Genomic DNA, 13,711 nt, shown 5'->3' with positions numbered 1-13,711 from the left:
TGCAATCGCCGCCGGGCCACGCTTTCGATCAGTGCCGCGGCAGCGCCCTGCGGTGCGCTTCCTCGCAGCAGAGCGATACCCGCCAGGCGCTGGCGACGGTTCAGTACGGCGAACTGGGCGATGAAGGTTTTCCATTGAGCTATCTGCATGAAAGGCTCCCGTTTGTCTGCGATGCACAGTCAGACAGCAGGGATACAGGAAGATTCCTGAACTTCCCCTACTTAACGGGGACAGAGCCTTTTTCAACCCATTTGCGTCCCTTGCGTGACGCCGGCCGGCGCGCGCCGGCGCGTGCCCAGCCACCAGAAAAACGCGGCCAGCACCACCGCCGCCGCCTGGCCCAGGGCCAGCTTGAAGCCACTGTCGAACAGCAGCGGTGCGACAAAGCCGGACACCAGCGCAAAGACCACCATCTGCACGAAATTCTGCAGGGAGGCGGCCAGGCCGCGCATCTGCGGGAAGATATCGAGGGTCGACATGGTCATGCCCGGCAAGGCCAGCGACATGCCGAACGCATACAGCATGACGGGCACGACGGCAAACGGGATGCTGACGATACACCAGTGGTTGTACGCCATGTTCAGGATGGCCGTGGCCGCCATGACCAGCAAGCCCGCGCGCACCAGCACGCTGCTCTTGACCGTATGCGCCAGCTTGCCGGACAACGCCGAGCCCAGCACCAGGCCCGCCACCATGGGCACGAACATCCAGCCGAAGCCCGTCTCCGGCAAGCGCAGCAGTTCCAGGATGAAATGCGGCGCGGAGGCGATGTACAGGGCGAATCCGCCAAAGGCAAACGCCACGGCCAGTGACCGCAGCAGGAAAACGCGGTGGCGCAGCGCCTGCCAGTAATTGCGGGCGATCGTGCCCGGGTGGAAAGGCTGGCGTTGTGCGACAGATAAACTTTCTGGCAAGCCTTTCAGGCAGGCCAGCGCCAGCAGCACGGTGATGCCAAACGTGAAGACGAACGTCGATTGCCAGCCATACGCCACGTGCAGCCAGCCGCCGATGATGGGGGCGATGGCGGGGGCGATGCCGAACACCATCATGATGTTGGCCAGCATCTTTTGCGCTGCCGCCCCCGACAGGGTATCGCGCACGATGGCTTGCCCGATCACCCTGCCCGCCCCGGCCGACGCGCCCTGCATGCCGCGGAAGAACAGCAGCCAGCCAAAGCTGGGCGCGAACGCGGCGCCGATGGAACCGACGGCAAAGATCAGCAGCGAGGCCAGGATCACGGGACGGCGGCCGAACGAGTCGGACAAGGTACCGTAGAACAAGGTCATGAAGGCGTAGGCGGCCAGATAGACGCTGAGGGTTTGCTGCACCAGCACGCTGCTGACGTCGAAATGGCTGCTGATCGCGGGAAACGAAGGCAGGAAGGTATCGGTGGCGAACGGCCCCAGCATGGACAGGCCGGCCAGCACGAGGGTCAGGTTGCGCGCCTTCATGCCTGCACCTGCGCATCGTCATATTCGCGGCGCAGGCCGTCCAGGGCCGCCAGGGAAAACGCGGCGATATGCTGCGCGATGCTGGCGATGCCCGCCTCGTCGTAGGTCATTTCCGGCACCACCAGCTCATGCACGATGCGCGAACGGGCATAGAACACGACCTGGCCAATAATGCTGAACACGCATTTCTGCACCACGGGCGCCGGCATTGCCTGCCCTACCACGCCACGGACCAGCCCCGTGAACAGGGCGTGCTGGGGCCGCACGTTGCGTTCGGCCAGCTTGTGGATGGCGGCCGTCGGCTCGATCAGTTCGCGCGCCACCAGGCGGCTGAACAGCGACGCCGGTCCCGCGCGCAGCATGTCGAAGACCAGCGCTTCGATGGCCAGGCGCAGCTGTTCCACGGGCGGCAGCTGCGCTTGCGCACTGGCGGCGGCCACGTCGGCGGCCGAGGCGCGCGCCAGCGCGCGCGCATAGTCGAAGGCGGCCAGGTGCAGCTCTTCCTTGCTATGAAAATAATAATTAACCATCGCCACGTTGACCCTGGCCGCCTCGCAAATCTTGCGCACGGACGTCGCCTTGTAGCCATCGTCGGCAAACAGATCGGCCGCCACCTGCAAAATACGCACGCGCGCCGGCTCGCTGTCGCTGTTCTTTTCTTCTGTCATGGTAATCCCATCATTTAAACGGCTGTTTAATATTGTCCGAAATTATATCAAACAACCGTTTAATTTTCAGGCGGGCGCAAAAAAAGCCCGGCGAACCGGGCTGGCATGAAGCCGCTCAGCGATCAGTGCTTCATGGCTGGCATGCTGGCACCCGTGGCGCCCAGCGGACGGGCCACGGCGTTGACTTCGATCGTTTCACGGTGCTTGTCCTCGCCTTCCAGCACCAGGGTCAGCGGGATCTTGTCGCCCGCCTTCACCTGGCTTTTCAGGTCCAGCAGCATGACGTGGTAGCCGCCCGGCTTGAGTTCCACGGCTTTGCCGGCCGGCAAGGCGATTTCCTTGACCTGGCGCATGCGCATCATGTTGTCCGCCATGCTCATTTCATGGATTTCCGCCACGCCCGCCACGGGCGAACGCACTTCCAGCAGGCGCATGGCCTTCGGCGCCGTGATCTGCATGAAGGCGCCCGTGGCCTTTTGCTGCGGCACCGTGGCGCGCACCCACGGGTCGGTGATCTGCACGCTGCCTTGCGCGGCGGCGGAGAAGGACAGCACGGTCAGGGCCGTGGCCAGCAGGGTTTTCAGATGGGTCATGATTGTTTCCTCGGTAGTTATAAGGTGTATTTCGATTTCATCAAGGTCTTGATGTCCTGCACGCACTCGTCGCCCGTCAGCTGGTGCTTCAGGCCCAGGCGCATGCGCCCCTCGTTATCGAGCACATAGCTGATGGCCGTGTGGTCCATCGTGTACGAGCTGCCGCTGGGCACGCGGCGGTAGAAGACCTTGTAATTGAAGGCCGTCTGCGCCGTGTTCTTCGGGTCCGTGCGCAAGCCGAGGAAACTGGGGTCGAAGGCGCGCATGTATTCGCCCAGCAACTCGGGGGTGTCGCGCTCCGGGTCGATGCTGATGAAGATCACTTGCAGTTTATCGGCATCGGCGCCCAGCTTCTGGCGAATTTCCAGCGCGCGCGACAGGGCTGTAGGGCACACGTCCGGGCATTGCGTGAAACCAAAGAAGACCATCACATACTTGCCCTTGAAGTCGGCCAGGGTGTAGACCTTGCCGTCGGGGCCGCTCAACTTGAAGTCGGGCTTGTAATCGCCGCCCGTCAGGTCGAGGCCGTTGTAATGGGGTTTCGGTGCTGGCTCGCAAGCGGCAAGCGTCAGCAATCCCGCCGTGCCGGCGAGAAGGAAAAGACGACGTTTCATGGTAATTCCGGCCCGATGGGCGTAGTTGATACAGTGAGGAGGTCGATGCCCTGCCGCGTAACGGCAGGCAGAACAGAAGTATTCAGGCCAGCGCGGGCGGTCCGCGCGGGCTGGCGGCCAGCCAGGCAAACGGCGCTGTGGGTGCCTGGTAAAACAGGGGCGGATACGCGTCGTGGCCCGTGATGAGGGTCAGCGGCACTGCAGATGGCGGCGGCAAGCCCACGCTGCCCGCATGGCTCATGCAGAACGGGCAATGTTCGATGTGATGCAGCACGGAATCAGTGGTGGATTTGGCGGCTGGGGCCAGGTCCGCTTGCGTATACACGGCGCCGCTGGCCGAGCAAATCTCGACGGCGGCGCCGTTCGCATTCGCGTGCAGCGAGGCAAACGCGTACGACAGGGACGGCGACAGCGCATTGAGCAGTATCGCCAGGCAGGCGAACCACATATGCCACTGTTTGCGTTTCAATAAAGATCCCATGGCCCCGATTATAACGGAGTCTGGCTATCCGGGCGCAGCGGTGGACACGGCCCTGGAAACCGCGCCCTGTCCGCGCAGGAACAGGCTGGGCCGGATGCCGGCCACGTCCACGCAGGCGTCACAGAACGCGGGGATCGAGGCGAAGCCGGAGCCGGCCGCCACTTGCGCCAGGTCGCGCGCGGCATCGCCGTCGCCATGACCTTGCGCGGCCGTGTGCAGCGCGTGCGCCAAGCGCTGTTCGCGCACCAGGCTCAGCAAGGCTTCGCCTTCGGCAAACAGGCGCGCGCGCGCCTTGTGCGGCGTCACTTGCCACAGGGCCGCCAGCCGGGCCGCCGTCCACTTGCCTTGCGGCGTATCAAAGATGTGCTGCGCCAGCGCCTGGCTCCAGCGCTTGCCGCCGCCGTGGCCGTCCGGCGCTTCGTCCGTTTCGTCCGCTTCCAGCGCCAGGGTGAACACGGCCGGTTTGCCCCGCCCCGGCATCACGTCGCAGGCGAAGCGCAGGAACGCGGGCACGACGAAACTGTCGCCGCTGGCCAGTTTCTTGGTGGTGATTTCATTATGCAGGGTCACGTAACCCTGGCGCACGGTGACGCGCAGCCTGAGCGGAAAACGCAAGCCCAGCAAGTACAAAGGATGATCGGAAACGAGTGCCATGCGTCAAGTCAATATCATGAACCAGGCGTCAGCATGCCACACATCGCGCACCCCGTCTGTCATCACAGCGACGCCACGCCGTAGCGGCGCAAGCCATCGAGGTCCACCACGCGGATGGCCTGGTAGGCGATGGTGATGAAGTTCAGTTCGGCGAGCCTCCCCAGGGCCAGGTTCACGCGCTGGCGCGAAATGCCCGTCAGCAAGCCGATTTCTTCCTGCGACAGCTCAAGCACGCTGGAGGTGCGCGGATATAGCATGGGGTGGAACAGTTGCGCGATCGCCTGCGCCACTTGCGCGTCGACGGCCAGCAGGCGCTGGTTCTGGATGGTGGCGATGAATTGCCCCATGCGCTCGTTGAGCTGGCGGATCACGAAGGCATTGAAGGACAGGCTTTCGGCCAGCAGCAGATGAAACAGGTCCACCGGCACGAGGATGATATCGGAGGCGCGCACGGCCACCACGTCATAGCGGCGCAATTCACGCTTGAGCACGCTGCCTTCGCCGCACCAGCCGCCGGCCGGCACGCCGGAAAACGTGGCGCCGCGCCCATCGGCGTTATAGACGGCCAGCTTGATCAAGCCCGTGTGCACGCCGATCCAGTGCTGCGACGGCTCGCCGCGCCGCGTGATGACGGCGCCCGCGTCAACATGCCTGACGACGCTTTGCGCGCGCAGCAGGGATTGATGCCGGACATCGAGGGCCGCGAACCAGTCGTGGCTATCGAGTTCGGGCACCGCACGGTCTACACTATCGTTGCTATCCATTCCATCTTTCAGTTGTCACTAAGATGACAGTGATTTTCCCGCACCGGTGCTATGCTCATCACAATCAGTCCCGAAACAGGGAGCCGCAGAATTTCAGTACCAGGATTATTTACCAGGAGACAAGCATGACACCCGACTTCAACACCGGTCTCGGCAAAAACAGCGCCAACTACGCGGCCCTGACCCCGCTCGACTATATCGCCAGGGCAGCGGCAGTATATGGCAATCGCCTGGCAATTGCACATGGCGCCGTGCGCCAGACGTGGCGCGAAACCTACGCGCGCACGCGCCGCCTGGCGTCTGGCCTCATCAAGCTGGGCGTCGGCACGGGCGATACGGTCGCCGTGATGCTGCCGAACACCCCCGCCATGGTGGAAGCGAGCTTTGGCGTGCCCATGGCCGGCGCCGTCCTCAACGCCCTGAATATCCGCCTCGACCTGGCCTCGCTGACCTTCATGCTGCGCCATGGCCAGGCGAAAGTCTTGCTGGCCGACACGGAATTCGCCGAACTGGCGCGCCAGATGGCGGCGCAGATTCCCGGCCTGCGCGTGATCCAGGTCAACGACGTGCTGGGACCCGACGTGGAAGCGTTTTCCGACCTCGACTACGAAGCCTTGCTGGCCAGCGGCGACCCCGAATACGATTGGCAGCCGCCGGCGGACGAATGGGATGCCATCGCCCTCAACTACACGTCCGGCACCACGGGCGACCCGAAAGGCGTGGTGTATCACCACCGCGGCGCGGCATTGAATGCCCTGTCGAACATCCTGGAATGGGACATGCCCAAGCACGCCGTGTATTTGTGGACCTTGCCCATGTTCCATTGCAACGGCTGGTGCTTCCCGTGGACCGTGGCCGCGCGCGCCGGCGTGAATGTGTGCCTGCGCAAGTTCGAGCCGAAGCTCGTGTTCGACCTGATGCGTGAATTGCGCATCACCCATTATTGCGCCGCGCCCATCGTGCACGCGGCGCTGGCCAACGCGCCCGCCAACTGGCGCGAGGGAATCGACTGGACCGTGCGCGGCATGGTGGCCGGCGCGCCGCCGCCGGCGGCCATGGTGGCGAAGATCGAAGCCATGGGCTTTGACCTGATCCATTCGTATGGCTTGACGGAAGTGTATGGCCCGGCCGCCATCTGCGCCGAGCAGGATGAGTGGGCGGCCTTGAGCCAGGAAGAGCGGGCCGTGTTGAAATCTCGCCAGGGCGTGCGCTACCACTTGCAAAGCGCCGTGGCCGTGCTGGACCCGGAAACCATGCAGCCCGTGGCGGCCGACGGCGAACAGATCGGCGAGATCATGTTCCGAGGCAACATCTGCATGAAGGGCTATTTGAAAAATGAAAAGGCCACGCAGGAAGCGTTCGCCGGCGGCTGGTTCCACACGGGCGACCTCGGCGTCATGTATCCGGACGGCTATATCAAGCTGAAGGACCGCAGCAAGGACATCATCATCTCCGGCGGCGAGAACATTTCCAGCGTGGAAGTGGAAGATGCGCTATACCACCACCCGCAAGTGCTGGCCGCCGCCGTCATCGCCCAGCCCGATGAAAAATGGGGCGAGACGCCATGCGCGTTTGTCGAATTGCGCGAAGGCGCGACGGTGACGGAAGCGGAACTGATCGCCTTCTGCAAGAACAACCTGGCGGGCTTCAAGGTGCCGAAAGCCATTTATTTCGGTCCCCTGCCCCGCACCTCGACGGGCAAGATCCAGAAGTTCGAACTGCGCAAGCGCATGCAGTCGGACAAGGCCATCGACGTCTGATTCTTGCGATGGATCAATCGCGCTTGCCGGTCTGCCACGCCGGCTGCGCCACCGCCAGGCGCGCAAAGCTGGCGATGCTGGCCACGGCGGCGAAGCCCGCCGCCAGGCACAGCGCATAGGTCGTGCCCCGCGTGGCGGAAACCGTGAAGCAATACGCGACGAGCGCGGCGCCCGTCGCCTGCCCGATCAGGCGCGAGGTGGCGACCACGCCGCTGGCGCCGCCGGCCCGCTCGGGCGGCGCGCTGCCCATGATGGCTTTCAGGTTCGGCGCCTGGAAAAAGCCGAAGCCGACGCCGCATACGGCCATGCGCCAGCCGATGTCGAAGGCGCTGGGGTGCGCCGGTATCCACACCAGTGTCAGCAAGCCGGCGGCCAGGGCCGCCAGGCCGATGCCGCCCAGCATGCCTGGCGAGTAGCGGTCGCTCAGGCGTCCGGCCACGGGCGCCATCACGGCCACTAGCACGGCCCACGGCGTCATCAAAAAGCCCGTTTCCACGGGTGAACGGCCCAGTGTCACTTCAAAATAGAATGGCAGGGAAACAAACGCCAGCCCCTGCGCGGCGAACGTGCAGATGGCCGTCAGCGACGACAGCAGGAACAGGGGGCGGCGGAACAGGTCGATCGGCAGCATGGGCGCCGCATGTCCCGCCTGGCGGCGCAGCAGCAAGCTAAAAAAGATCAGCACGGCCACCAGTTCGGCCAGCAGGACGGCGCCGGACGCGTGATGGGCGGCGTCGCCGAACAGCAAAATAAGCAAGCCGAAGGCGCCCACGTTGTACAGCGCCGTGCGCGCGTCGAGCGTGTGGCCCGACAGCCGGGTGGCCGGCAGCATGCGGCTGGCCAGGAAAAAGCCGGCCACGCCCAGCGGCACGTTGATGGCGAACAGCCAGGGCCACGACGCCGTCGCCAAAATCAACGAGGCGGCCGTGGGCCCGATGGCGAACGCGACGGCCACCACCAGCGCATTGTTGCCGAACGCGCGCCCCAGCAAGTGCTTCGGATACAGGGCGCGCAGCAGCGCCGTGTTGACGCTCATCATGGCGCTGGCGCCGACGCCCTGGAACAGCCGGGCCACCACCAGCGACGGCAACGACCAGGCCAGCGCACAGGCGAGCGACGCCAAAGTAAACAGGAACATGCCGGAGATAAACACCCGCCGGTAGCCGGCGATTTCGCCGAGGGCGGAAAACGGCAGCAGGGTCGCCACCATGGCCAGCTGATAGACATTCACGATCCAGACGGAGGCGGCCGGCGTCGTGTGCAGCTCGCTGGCGATGGCCGGCAAGGCCGTGTTGGCGATCGCCGTATCGAGCGAGGCCATGCCGACGCCGATGGCCAGCGCCAGCATGGCCCACAAACGGGCATTCGGCGGCAAGCCATCCTCGCCCACGAGGAAGGGCTGCGCCCTGTTTTGCTTGAACATCATTGATCCGATACGAATTCCATGCCGCGCCGCCAGCCACGCTTGCGCCGGGCATTGTTAGCGGCCAATAATGTGACCGCAAGCAAGACACTAGCATGGATAAACGCAGTCTGCCGGGCAGCCCCGCTGCGGGCCGGGCTGCCTGTTATCGGATGACTACGCAAGTTTTATTTCTTGCAATCGATGACCTTGAAATCTTTCGAGTAACAGATGCGCAATTCACCCGAGTGCTTTTCATAGCCGAGCCAACGGCCTTTCAGCTGCGGGTTGTGCTGCTTCATCCACTGGAACAACTCGTTTTTCGGCATCGTGGTATCGGGCAATTTCAAGGCCTGGAACAGTTCGCGCTCTTTCTCGAAATACTGCTTGGCCGTGTCGAAATCGCAGGCGCCATGCTTTTCCCACTCGCCCTGCAGCAAGGCTTCGCCCGGTTGCATGCACATATACGGCAGGATCTCCGACGGCGCCAGTTTCGGCAGATTGCCCTTGCAGTAACGCGGATGCAATTCCGTCTTGCGCGGCGGCGTCACGGAAATGTCGTCGCAGGTGGCCGGATGATCGGACTGCGCCCACAGGCCATGCACGATCCAGCCGAAGTGGTTGCTCTCGGCGCACTGGAAGGCGGCCTTCTTTGACACTTCGCCACGGCGGCGCTGGCTGTCGCAAAAGCCGGGCGACCACGACAGCGCCAGCATGAAGGAATCCGTGGGCACGTTGGTGCTTTGCTTGTAGCAGGTGTTTTTCTCGTCCGACGGCTTGACGTCGTAATCGACATAGCTGACGTTGCGCGGAATCGTGCACGTGGCGTCGGCCGCGTGCACGGCGCCGGCCGACAGGCTGAGGAAAACGGCGGCCAGCGCGGGCAAGACAGAGCGGGTATTCATCGAATTTCCTTCTAGATATAAAAACGCCGGCAACTGGGTGCCGGCGCCGATGCCATTGCGATCAGCGACATGCAGCATCTGGCGCAACACGCGAACAGCGAAAAAGCTGGGGTCGGACCCTGAGGGTCCGCCCCCGGAACTTCACTTTTGGGGTGAAATGGACGCCAACTTACTTATCTGATATGACCATGCTGCTGCGGCTCGATCCAACAAGCCCATTAGCACACTTTGTGCATCCAGCCATGCGTGTCTTCAGCCGTGCCATGCTGCAAGCCCAGCAGCGCTTCGCGCAGGGCCAGGGTGACGGCGCCGTTTTCGTTGTTGTTGATGGTCATTTCAAAGCCGTTGGCCTTGGCCACGCCCACCGGGGTGATGACGGCGGCCGTGCCGCAGGCAAACACTTCGGTCATGCGGCCCGAGGCGATGTCGTCGCGCCATTGCTGGACGGACAATTTACGCTCTTCCGTCGCATAGCCCAGGTCTTTCGCCATTTCCAGCAGGCTGCGGCGGGTAATGCCTGGCAACAAGGTGCCCGTCAATTCCGGCGTCACGACGGTGACTTTGTCGCCATCCTTGTAGACGAAGAACAGATTCATGCCGCCCATTTCCTCGATGTACTCGCGGTGCACGGCGTCCAGCCACACGACCTGGTCGCAGCCCTTTTCTTGCGCTTGCGACTGGGCCATCAGGCTGGCCGCGTAGTTGCCCGCGCACTTGGCTTCGCCCGTACCGCCCGGCGCGGCGCGCACGAAGTCTTCGCTGATCCACACGGTGACGGGTTTCACGCCTTTCGGGAAGTAGGCGCCGGCCGGCGAGGCGAACAGCACGAACAGGTATTCTTCCGAGGGACGCACGCCCAGGTAGGGGTCGGTGGCGATCATCAGCGGACGCATGTACAGGCTCTCGCCCGTGTTCTTCGGCACCCAGTTGCGGTCTTGCGAAATGAGCGCATCGCCCGCTTCCAGGAACAGCTCGACGGGGATGGCCGGCATGGCCAGGCGCGCGGCGCTGCGGTTGAAGCGTTCGGCGTTCTGTTCCGGACGGAACGTCTTGATGCTGCCGTCGGGCTGGGCAAACGCTTTATAGCCTTCGAAGATGGCCTGGCCGTAATGCAGCGACGAGGCGGACGGGTCCAGCATCAGCGGGCCGTAGGCCTTCAGCTCGCCCTGCTGCCACTTGCCGTCGCGGTAAGGAATCACCACCATGTGGTCGGTGAAGATGCGGCCAAACGCGGGATTGACCATGCGCGCGGCGCGCTCGGCGTCGGACAAGGGGTGGGCGGACGGGGTGACGACGAGATTCGGTGTGGAAGTGGTCATGGCAGCAGAAGACGAGTCTGGGAGAATAAAGAGATTCCCTATTGTAGCGCCTAATCCGCCCGGCGAGGAGGCGGATGGGCCGGCGCCCCTTGTTGCGCCGCATCAAAAGGCGGGCCGTCAGCCGGCCCGCAGCGGCCTGCCCCGCCCTGCCTGCGCTTCCCCGGCGCACTGGCTGCAGCGCATCTGCACGGACAGCACATTGGCGCCGATTTCCATGCCGTGCAGCGCCGCCGCCTGGCGCAGCTGCTCCACCAGCGGCGCATCCTGCACCAGCACGCTGCGTTCGCAGACGCGGCATACGAGGTAGCAGCTGTCCGCTTCCACCCGCTCCGGCTTGATCAGATAGCGCCCCTTGTTGCCACTGGCGCTCGCTTCGCGCTCGCGCAGCAGCAAGCCCGCCAGTTCCATTTCCTTCAGCACGCGGTAGATGGTGCCCAGGCTGACGGCAATGCCGATCCGCAGCAGTTGCTGATAAATGCCTTCCGCATTCATCGCCTGGCGCGACGTGCCGGCCAGCACCTGCAGCACGCAGACGCGGGCACTGGTCGGACGCAGGCGCGCGGCCCGCAAGCGCTCGAACACGCGGCCGTCGCCCTGGTATGGAATGTCTTGCATGGAATTCTCCGCTTCTGCGTTCTGCTCTATCAACCTTGCCAAGCGAGAACGTCAAAAGGGAACCGGAAAATAAAAAAAGCGCCGTTTCCATCTCTGGAACGGCGCCTTGCGCTACCTCAAGCTGAACAACATCAGAACTTCATGTTGGCCGTCAGGGTGGCCGAGCGGCCAGGGGCCACGCCAGCATAGTGCGGCGAGGAAACCTTGTCGAAGTACAGCTTGTTCGTCAGGTTCTGGATGTTCAGCTGCAGGGTCACGTTGCGGCTGACCACGTAGCTGGCCATGGCGTCGAAGCGCGTGTAGGCCGGGGCATATTTGTTATTGGCCACGTTGGCGTAGACCTTGTCGACGTAGTTCACGCCGCCGCCCACCGTGATGGCAGGCGTGAGCAGGTAGGAGGTCCACAGCGAGGCGCTGTTTTTCGGCGTGGTGGGGAACTGGTTGCCGTTGTACGGCGATGGCGCATACACGGGCACAGCCGTCGTGCCCGTATTGGTGTAGCCATTGTTTTCCACGATGGCGTTCAGGTGCGTGTAGCCGCCAAACACCGACCATTCCTTGGTGATATTGCCGCTCACGCCCAGTTCGATACCCTTGACTTGCTTGTCGCCCACGTTTTGCGTGCTGCCGTCCGGTGCCGTCACGCGCGCATTGCTCATGTCGCTCTGGAAATAGGCACCGCTCACGGACAGGCGGCCACCCGGCAGCACTTCCCATTTCGTGCCCAGTTCGAAGCTCTTGCTTTCTTGCGGCTTCAGGTTCTGGATGGCGACCGTCAAGCCGTCGATGCCGTCGCCGCCGTCATTGCCCGGTGGCGTGGACGAGGTGCCGTACGACACATATACGCTGCTGTTGGTCGATGGCTTGTACACCAGGCCCGCCTGGTAGCTGGCGAACGTGGCATGCACATTGGCGCTGGTGGCGGCGGTGGTCTTGCCGTCGAGCGTGTATTGCGGCGTGTTCAGCGAACTCTTGTAGTCATCCCAGCGGATGCCCACGTTCAGCAGCCATTGCGGCGAAAACTCGATGGTGTCGAAACCGTACACGGAACGCGTGTTCGTGACGATGTTCGTGCGGGCCGGCGACACCGTGCGCGTGTAGACCCATGGGTCATTGGCGTTCGGGTTGAGCAAGGGGGCGCAGTTGTACAGGGTGGCCGCGCCATAGGTCGGGCAGTTGGAGCCGACTTTTTCCAGCGGGTTGTTGGCCCCCGGGCTGAACAGATAAGCGCTGCGATCCGTTTCCTCGCGGCTGATTTCCAGGCCCACGGTGTAGGTGTGCTTCACGCCGCCGGCCAGGAATTCGCCGCCCAGGCTGGTGGCATTGGCCAGCGCATCCGTATCGGTCGTGCGCGTGTTGGCGCGGCGCCAGACGGTGCCGTACAGCATGGTATTGCCCTTCGAATCGTCGGGCTGGGTCCACACGTAGTCGTTGCTGGTCTTGCCGTAGCGGGTCACGTTGCGCAGCACCAGTTTATTGCCGAAGTCGTGGCGCACGTCGATGGTGCCGATATCGCTCTGCGTATCGCGGAAGTCGCGGTTCACCAGGCCATAGAAGGTGTCGCGCGGCACGTTGACGGGCGTGCCATTGCCGTTTTTCGAGACATTCGCGCCCGACGAGAACGGGTTGTTGAACGGCAAGCCGGTATCGGGCAATTCGCTCGACTGCATGTGGTAGTAGCTGAGGGTCGCCTGCGTGGCCGACTTCAGGCCGAAGGTGATGGACGGTGCGATGCCCCAACGGTCGCCATTGATGAAGTCGCGGCCGGCCACGTGGGCGTCGTGCGCCATCACGTTCAGGCGCACGGCCACGTCGTCGCTGATGACGCGGTTCACGTCAGCCGTGGCGCGCCGGTACTTGGCGCTGCCCAGGCCCACGGTGGCGTTGGTGAAATTGTCGGCTTTCGGCGTCTTGCTGATCAGGTTGACGCCGCCGCCTGCGGACGAGCGTCCACCGTAGGCCGAGTTCGGGCCCTTGACGACTTCGATTTGTTCCAGCGCAAAGATTTCACGCGATTGCGAGCCCGTGTCGCGGATGCCGTCGATATACGTATCCGTTTGCGCGTTGTAGCCGCGGATAAACAGGTTGTCGCCCACGGGGTTGCCGCCTTCACCGGCGCCGATGGTGATGCCCGGCACGGTGCGCAGCGCATCCGTCAGCGAGACGGCACCCGTTTGCGAAATGATTTCGGCAGGAATCACGGTGACGGACTTGGGCGTGTCCAGCAGCGGCGCCGTCAGCTTGTCGTTCGCCGATTTCACGGGCGCCTGGATCAGGCGTTCGGCCGTACCGACGACCTTAACTTCCTGCAACTGCTGCGGCTTGTCCGTCGTTTGCGCGTGCAGCGTCAGCGGCATGGCCAGGGTGGCGAACGCGGCCAGTGCCGTGCCGTGCAGGCGCGGCGTGGAAGTGGTCTGGTGTTTGCGGCTGCGGATGGTAACGCCCGCTTTGTCTTTCGATGTCATCGCTATCTTTCACTGTATCG

Annotated in this window: 13 protein-coding genes and 1 pseudogene; 1 reads left to right on the top strand and 13 read right to left on the bottom strand. The window is 63.6% G+C overall.

Going from position 1 to position 13,711, the window contains the following annotated elements:
• The 8 genes and pseudogenes from BM193_RS29145 to BM193_RS20330 form a co-directional block, all read right to left on the bottom strand.
• A pseudogene (locus BM193_RS29145) lies at window positions 1-149 on the bottom strand (IS1595 family transposase); the annotation flags it as partial.
• Between the two features lie 93 nt (window positions 150-242).
• A complete protein-coding gene (locus BM193_RS20360) occupies window positions 243-1,451 on the bottom strand; it encodes a multidrug effflux MFS transporter (protein ID WP_092799229.1) in 1,209 nt (402 codons plus the stop codon).
• On the bottom strand, window positions 1,448-2,119 hold the full coding sequence (locus BM193_RS20355) for a CerR family C-terminal domain-containing protein (RefSeq protein ID WP_092799231.1): 672 nt from the start codon (window positions 2,117-2,119) through the stop codon (window positions 1,448-1,450). Before BM193_RS20355 ends, BM193_RS20360 begins: the two co-directional genes overlap by 4 nt.
• A 122-nt stretch (window positions 2,120-2,241) precedes the next feature.
• Window positions 2,242-2,712: a copper chaperone PCu(A)C gene (locus tag BM193_RS20350; RefSeq protein ID WP_217638494.1), complete on the bottom strand. Its 471-nt coding sequence runs from the start codon at window positions 2,710-2,712 to the stop codon at window positions 2,242-2,244.
• 17 nt (window positions 2,713-2,729) lie between these two features.
• Window positions 2,730-3,326: an SCO family protein gene (locus BM193_RS20345; RefSeq protein WP_254786332.1), complete on the bottom strand. Its 597-nt coding sequence runs from the start codon at window positions 3,324-3,326 to the stop codon at window positions 2,730-2,732.
• An 82-nt stretch (window positions 3,327-3,408) separates the two neighbouring features.
• Complete coding sequence (locus BM193_RS20340) at window positions 3,409-3,795, bottom strand: DUF2946 domain-containing protein (protein ID WP_254786331.1); 387 nt, start codon at window positions 3,793-3,795, stop codon at window positions 3,409-3,411.
• 36 nt (window positions 3,796-3,831) lie between these two features.
• Window positions 3,832-4,461: a helix-turn-helix domain-containing protein gene (locus BM193_RS20335; protein WP_139176191.1), complete on the bottom strand. Its 630-nt coding sequence runs from the start codon at window positions 4,459-4,461 to the stop codon at window positions 3,832-3,834.
• Window positions 4,462-4,523: 62 nt separating this feature from the next.
• The gene (locus BM193_RS20330) at window positions 4,524-5,225 is read right to left on the bottom strand and encodes a Crp/Fnr family transcriptional regulator (RefSeq protein WP_092799239.1); all 702 of its coding nucleotides are present in this window, start codon (window positions 5,223-5,225) and stop codon (window positions 4,524-4,526) included.
• Window positions 5,226-5,350: 125 nt separating this feature from the next.
• Between BM193_RS20330 and BM193_RS20325 the strand changes: the two genes are divergently transcribed.
• The gene (locus BM193_RS20325; RefSeq protein ID WP_092799241.1) at window positions 5,351-6,985 is read left to right on the top strand and encodes an acyl-CoA synthetase; all 1,635 of its coding nucleotides are present in this window, start codon (window positions 5,351-5,353) and stop codon (window positions 6,983-6,985) included.
• Window positions 6,986-6,998: 13 nt separating this feature from the next.
• Here the strand turns inward: BM193_RS20325 and BM193_RS20320 are convergent, their stop codons facing one another.
• The 5 genes from BM193_RS20320 to BM193_RS20300 form a co-directional block, all read right to left on the bottom strand.
• Window positions 6,999-8,411, bottom strand: coding sequence for an MFS transporter (locus BM193_RS20320; RefSeq protein ID WP_092799243.1), 1,413 nt, complete (start codon window positions 8,409-8,411; stop codon window positions 6,999-7,001).
• A 164-nt stretch (window positions 8,412-8,575) separates the two neighbouring features.
• Entirely contained in the window at window positions 8,576-9,292 is a 717-nt protein-coding gene (locus BM193_RS20315; RefSeq protein WP_175533362.1) for a ribonuclease T2 family protein, read from the bottom strand.
• A 218-nt stretch (window positions 9,293-9,510) separates the two neighbouring features.
• Complete coding sequence (locus BM193_RS20310) at window positions 9,511-10,611, bottom strand: branched-chain amino acid aminotransferase (RefSeq protein ID WP_092799247.1); 1,101 nt, start codon at window positions 10,609-10,611, stop codon at window positions 9,511-9,513.
• A 117-nt stretch (window positions 10,612-10,728) separates the two neighbouring features.
• A complete protein-coding gene (locus tag BM193_RS20305; protein WP_092799249.1) occupies window positions 10,729-11,226 on the bottom strand; it encodes a Fur family transcriptional regulator in 498 nt (165 codons plus the stop codon).
• A 131-nt stretch (window positions 11,227-11,357) separates the two neighbouring features.
• Window positions 11,358-13,691 carry a TonB-dependent receptor gene (locus BM193_RS20300; RefSeq protein WP_092799252.1) on the bottom strand — a complete coding sequence of 778 codons (2,334 nt, stop codon included), beginning with the start codon at window positions 13,689-13,691 and terminating at the stop codon, window positions 11,358-11,360.
• Window positions 13,692-13,711: the final 20 nt, after the last annotated feature.

This window comes from Janthinobacterium sp. 344, assembly GCF_900112025.1.
GTDB lineage: Bacteria > Pseudomonadota > Gammaproteobacteria > Burkholderiales > Burkholderiaceae_D > Janthinobacterium.
Note: the sequence above shows the minus strand (reverse complement) of the source record. Positions and strands in the feature narration are given on the sequence as shown.

Coding starts and splice junctions, on each gene's coding strand:
- BM193_RS20300 (WP_092799252.1), bottom strand. CDS start 13,691: ATGACATCGAAAGACAAAGCGGGCGTTACCATCCGCAGCCGCAAACAC.
- BM193_RS20315 (WP_175533362.1), bottom strand. CDS start 9,292: ATGAATACCCGCTCTGTCTTGCCCGCGCTGGCCGCCGTTTTCCTCAGC.
- BM193_RS20310 (WP_092799247.1), bottom strand. CDS start 10,611: ATGACCACTTCCACACCGAATCTCGTCGTCACCCCGTCCGCCCACCCC.
- BM193_RS20345 (WP_254786332.1), bottom strand. CDS start 3,326: ATGAAACGTCGTCTTTTCCTTCTCGCCGGCACGGCGGGATTGCTGACG.
- BM193_RS20360 (WP_092799229.1), bottom strand. CDS start 1,451: ATGAAGGCGCGCAACCTGACCCTCGTGCTGGCCGGCCTGTCCATGCTG.
- BM193_RS20325 (WP_092799241.1), top strand. CDS start 5,351: ATGACACCCGACTTCAACACCGGTCTCGGCAAAAACAGCGCCAACTAC.
- BM193_RS20305 (WP_092799249.1), bottom strand. CDS start 11,226: ATGCAAGACATTCCATACCAGGGCGACGGCCGCGTGTTCGAGCGCTTG.
- BM193_RS20330 (WP_092799239.1), bottom strand. CDS start 5,225: ATGGATAGCAACGATAGTGTAGACCGTGCGGTGCCCGAACTCGATAGC.
- BM193_RS20335 (WP_139176191.1), bottom strand. CDS start 4,461: ATGGCACTCGTTTCCGATCATCCTTTGTACTTGCTGGGCTTGCGTTTT.
- BM193_RS20350 (WP_217638494.1), bottom strand. CDS start 2,712: ATGACCCATCTGAAAACCCTGCTGGCCACGGCCCTGACCGTGCTGTCC.
- BM193_RS20320 (WP_092799243.1), bottom strand. CDS start 8,411: ATGATGTTCAAGCAAAACAGGGCGCAGCCCTTCCTCGTGGGCGAGGAT.
- BM193_RS20355 (WP_092799231.1), bottom strand. CDS start 2,119: ATGACAGAAGAAAAGAACAGCGACAGCGAGCCGGCGCGCGTGCGTATT.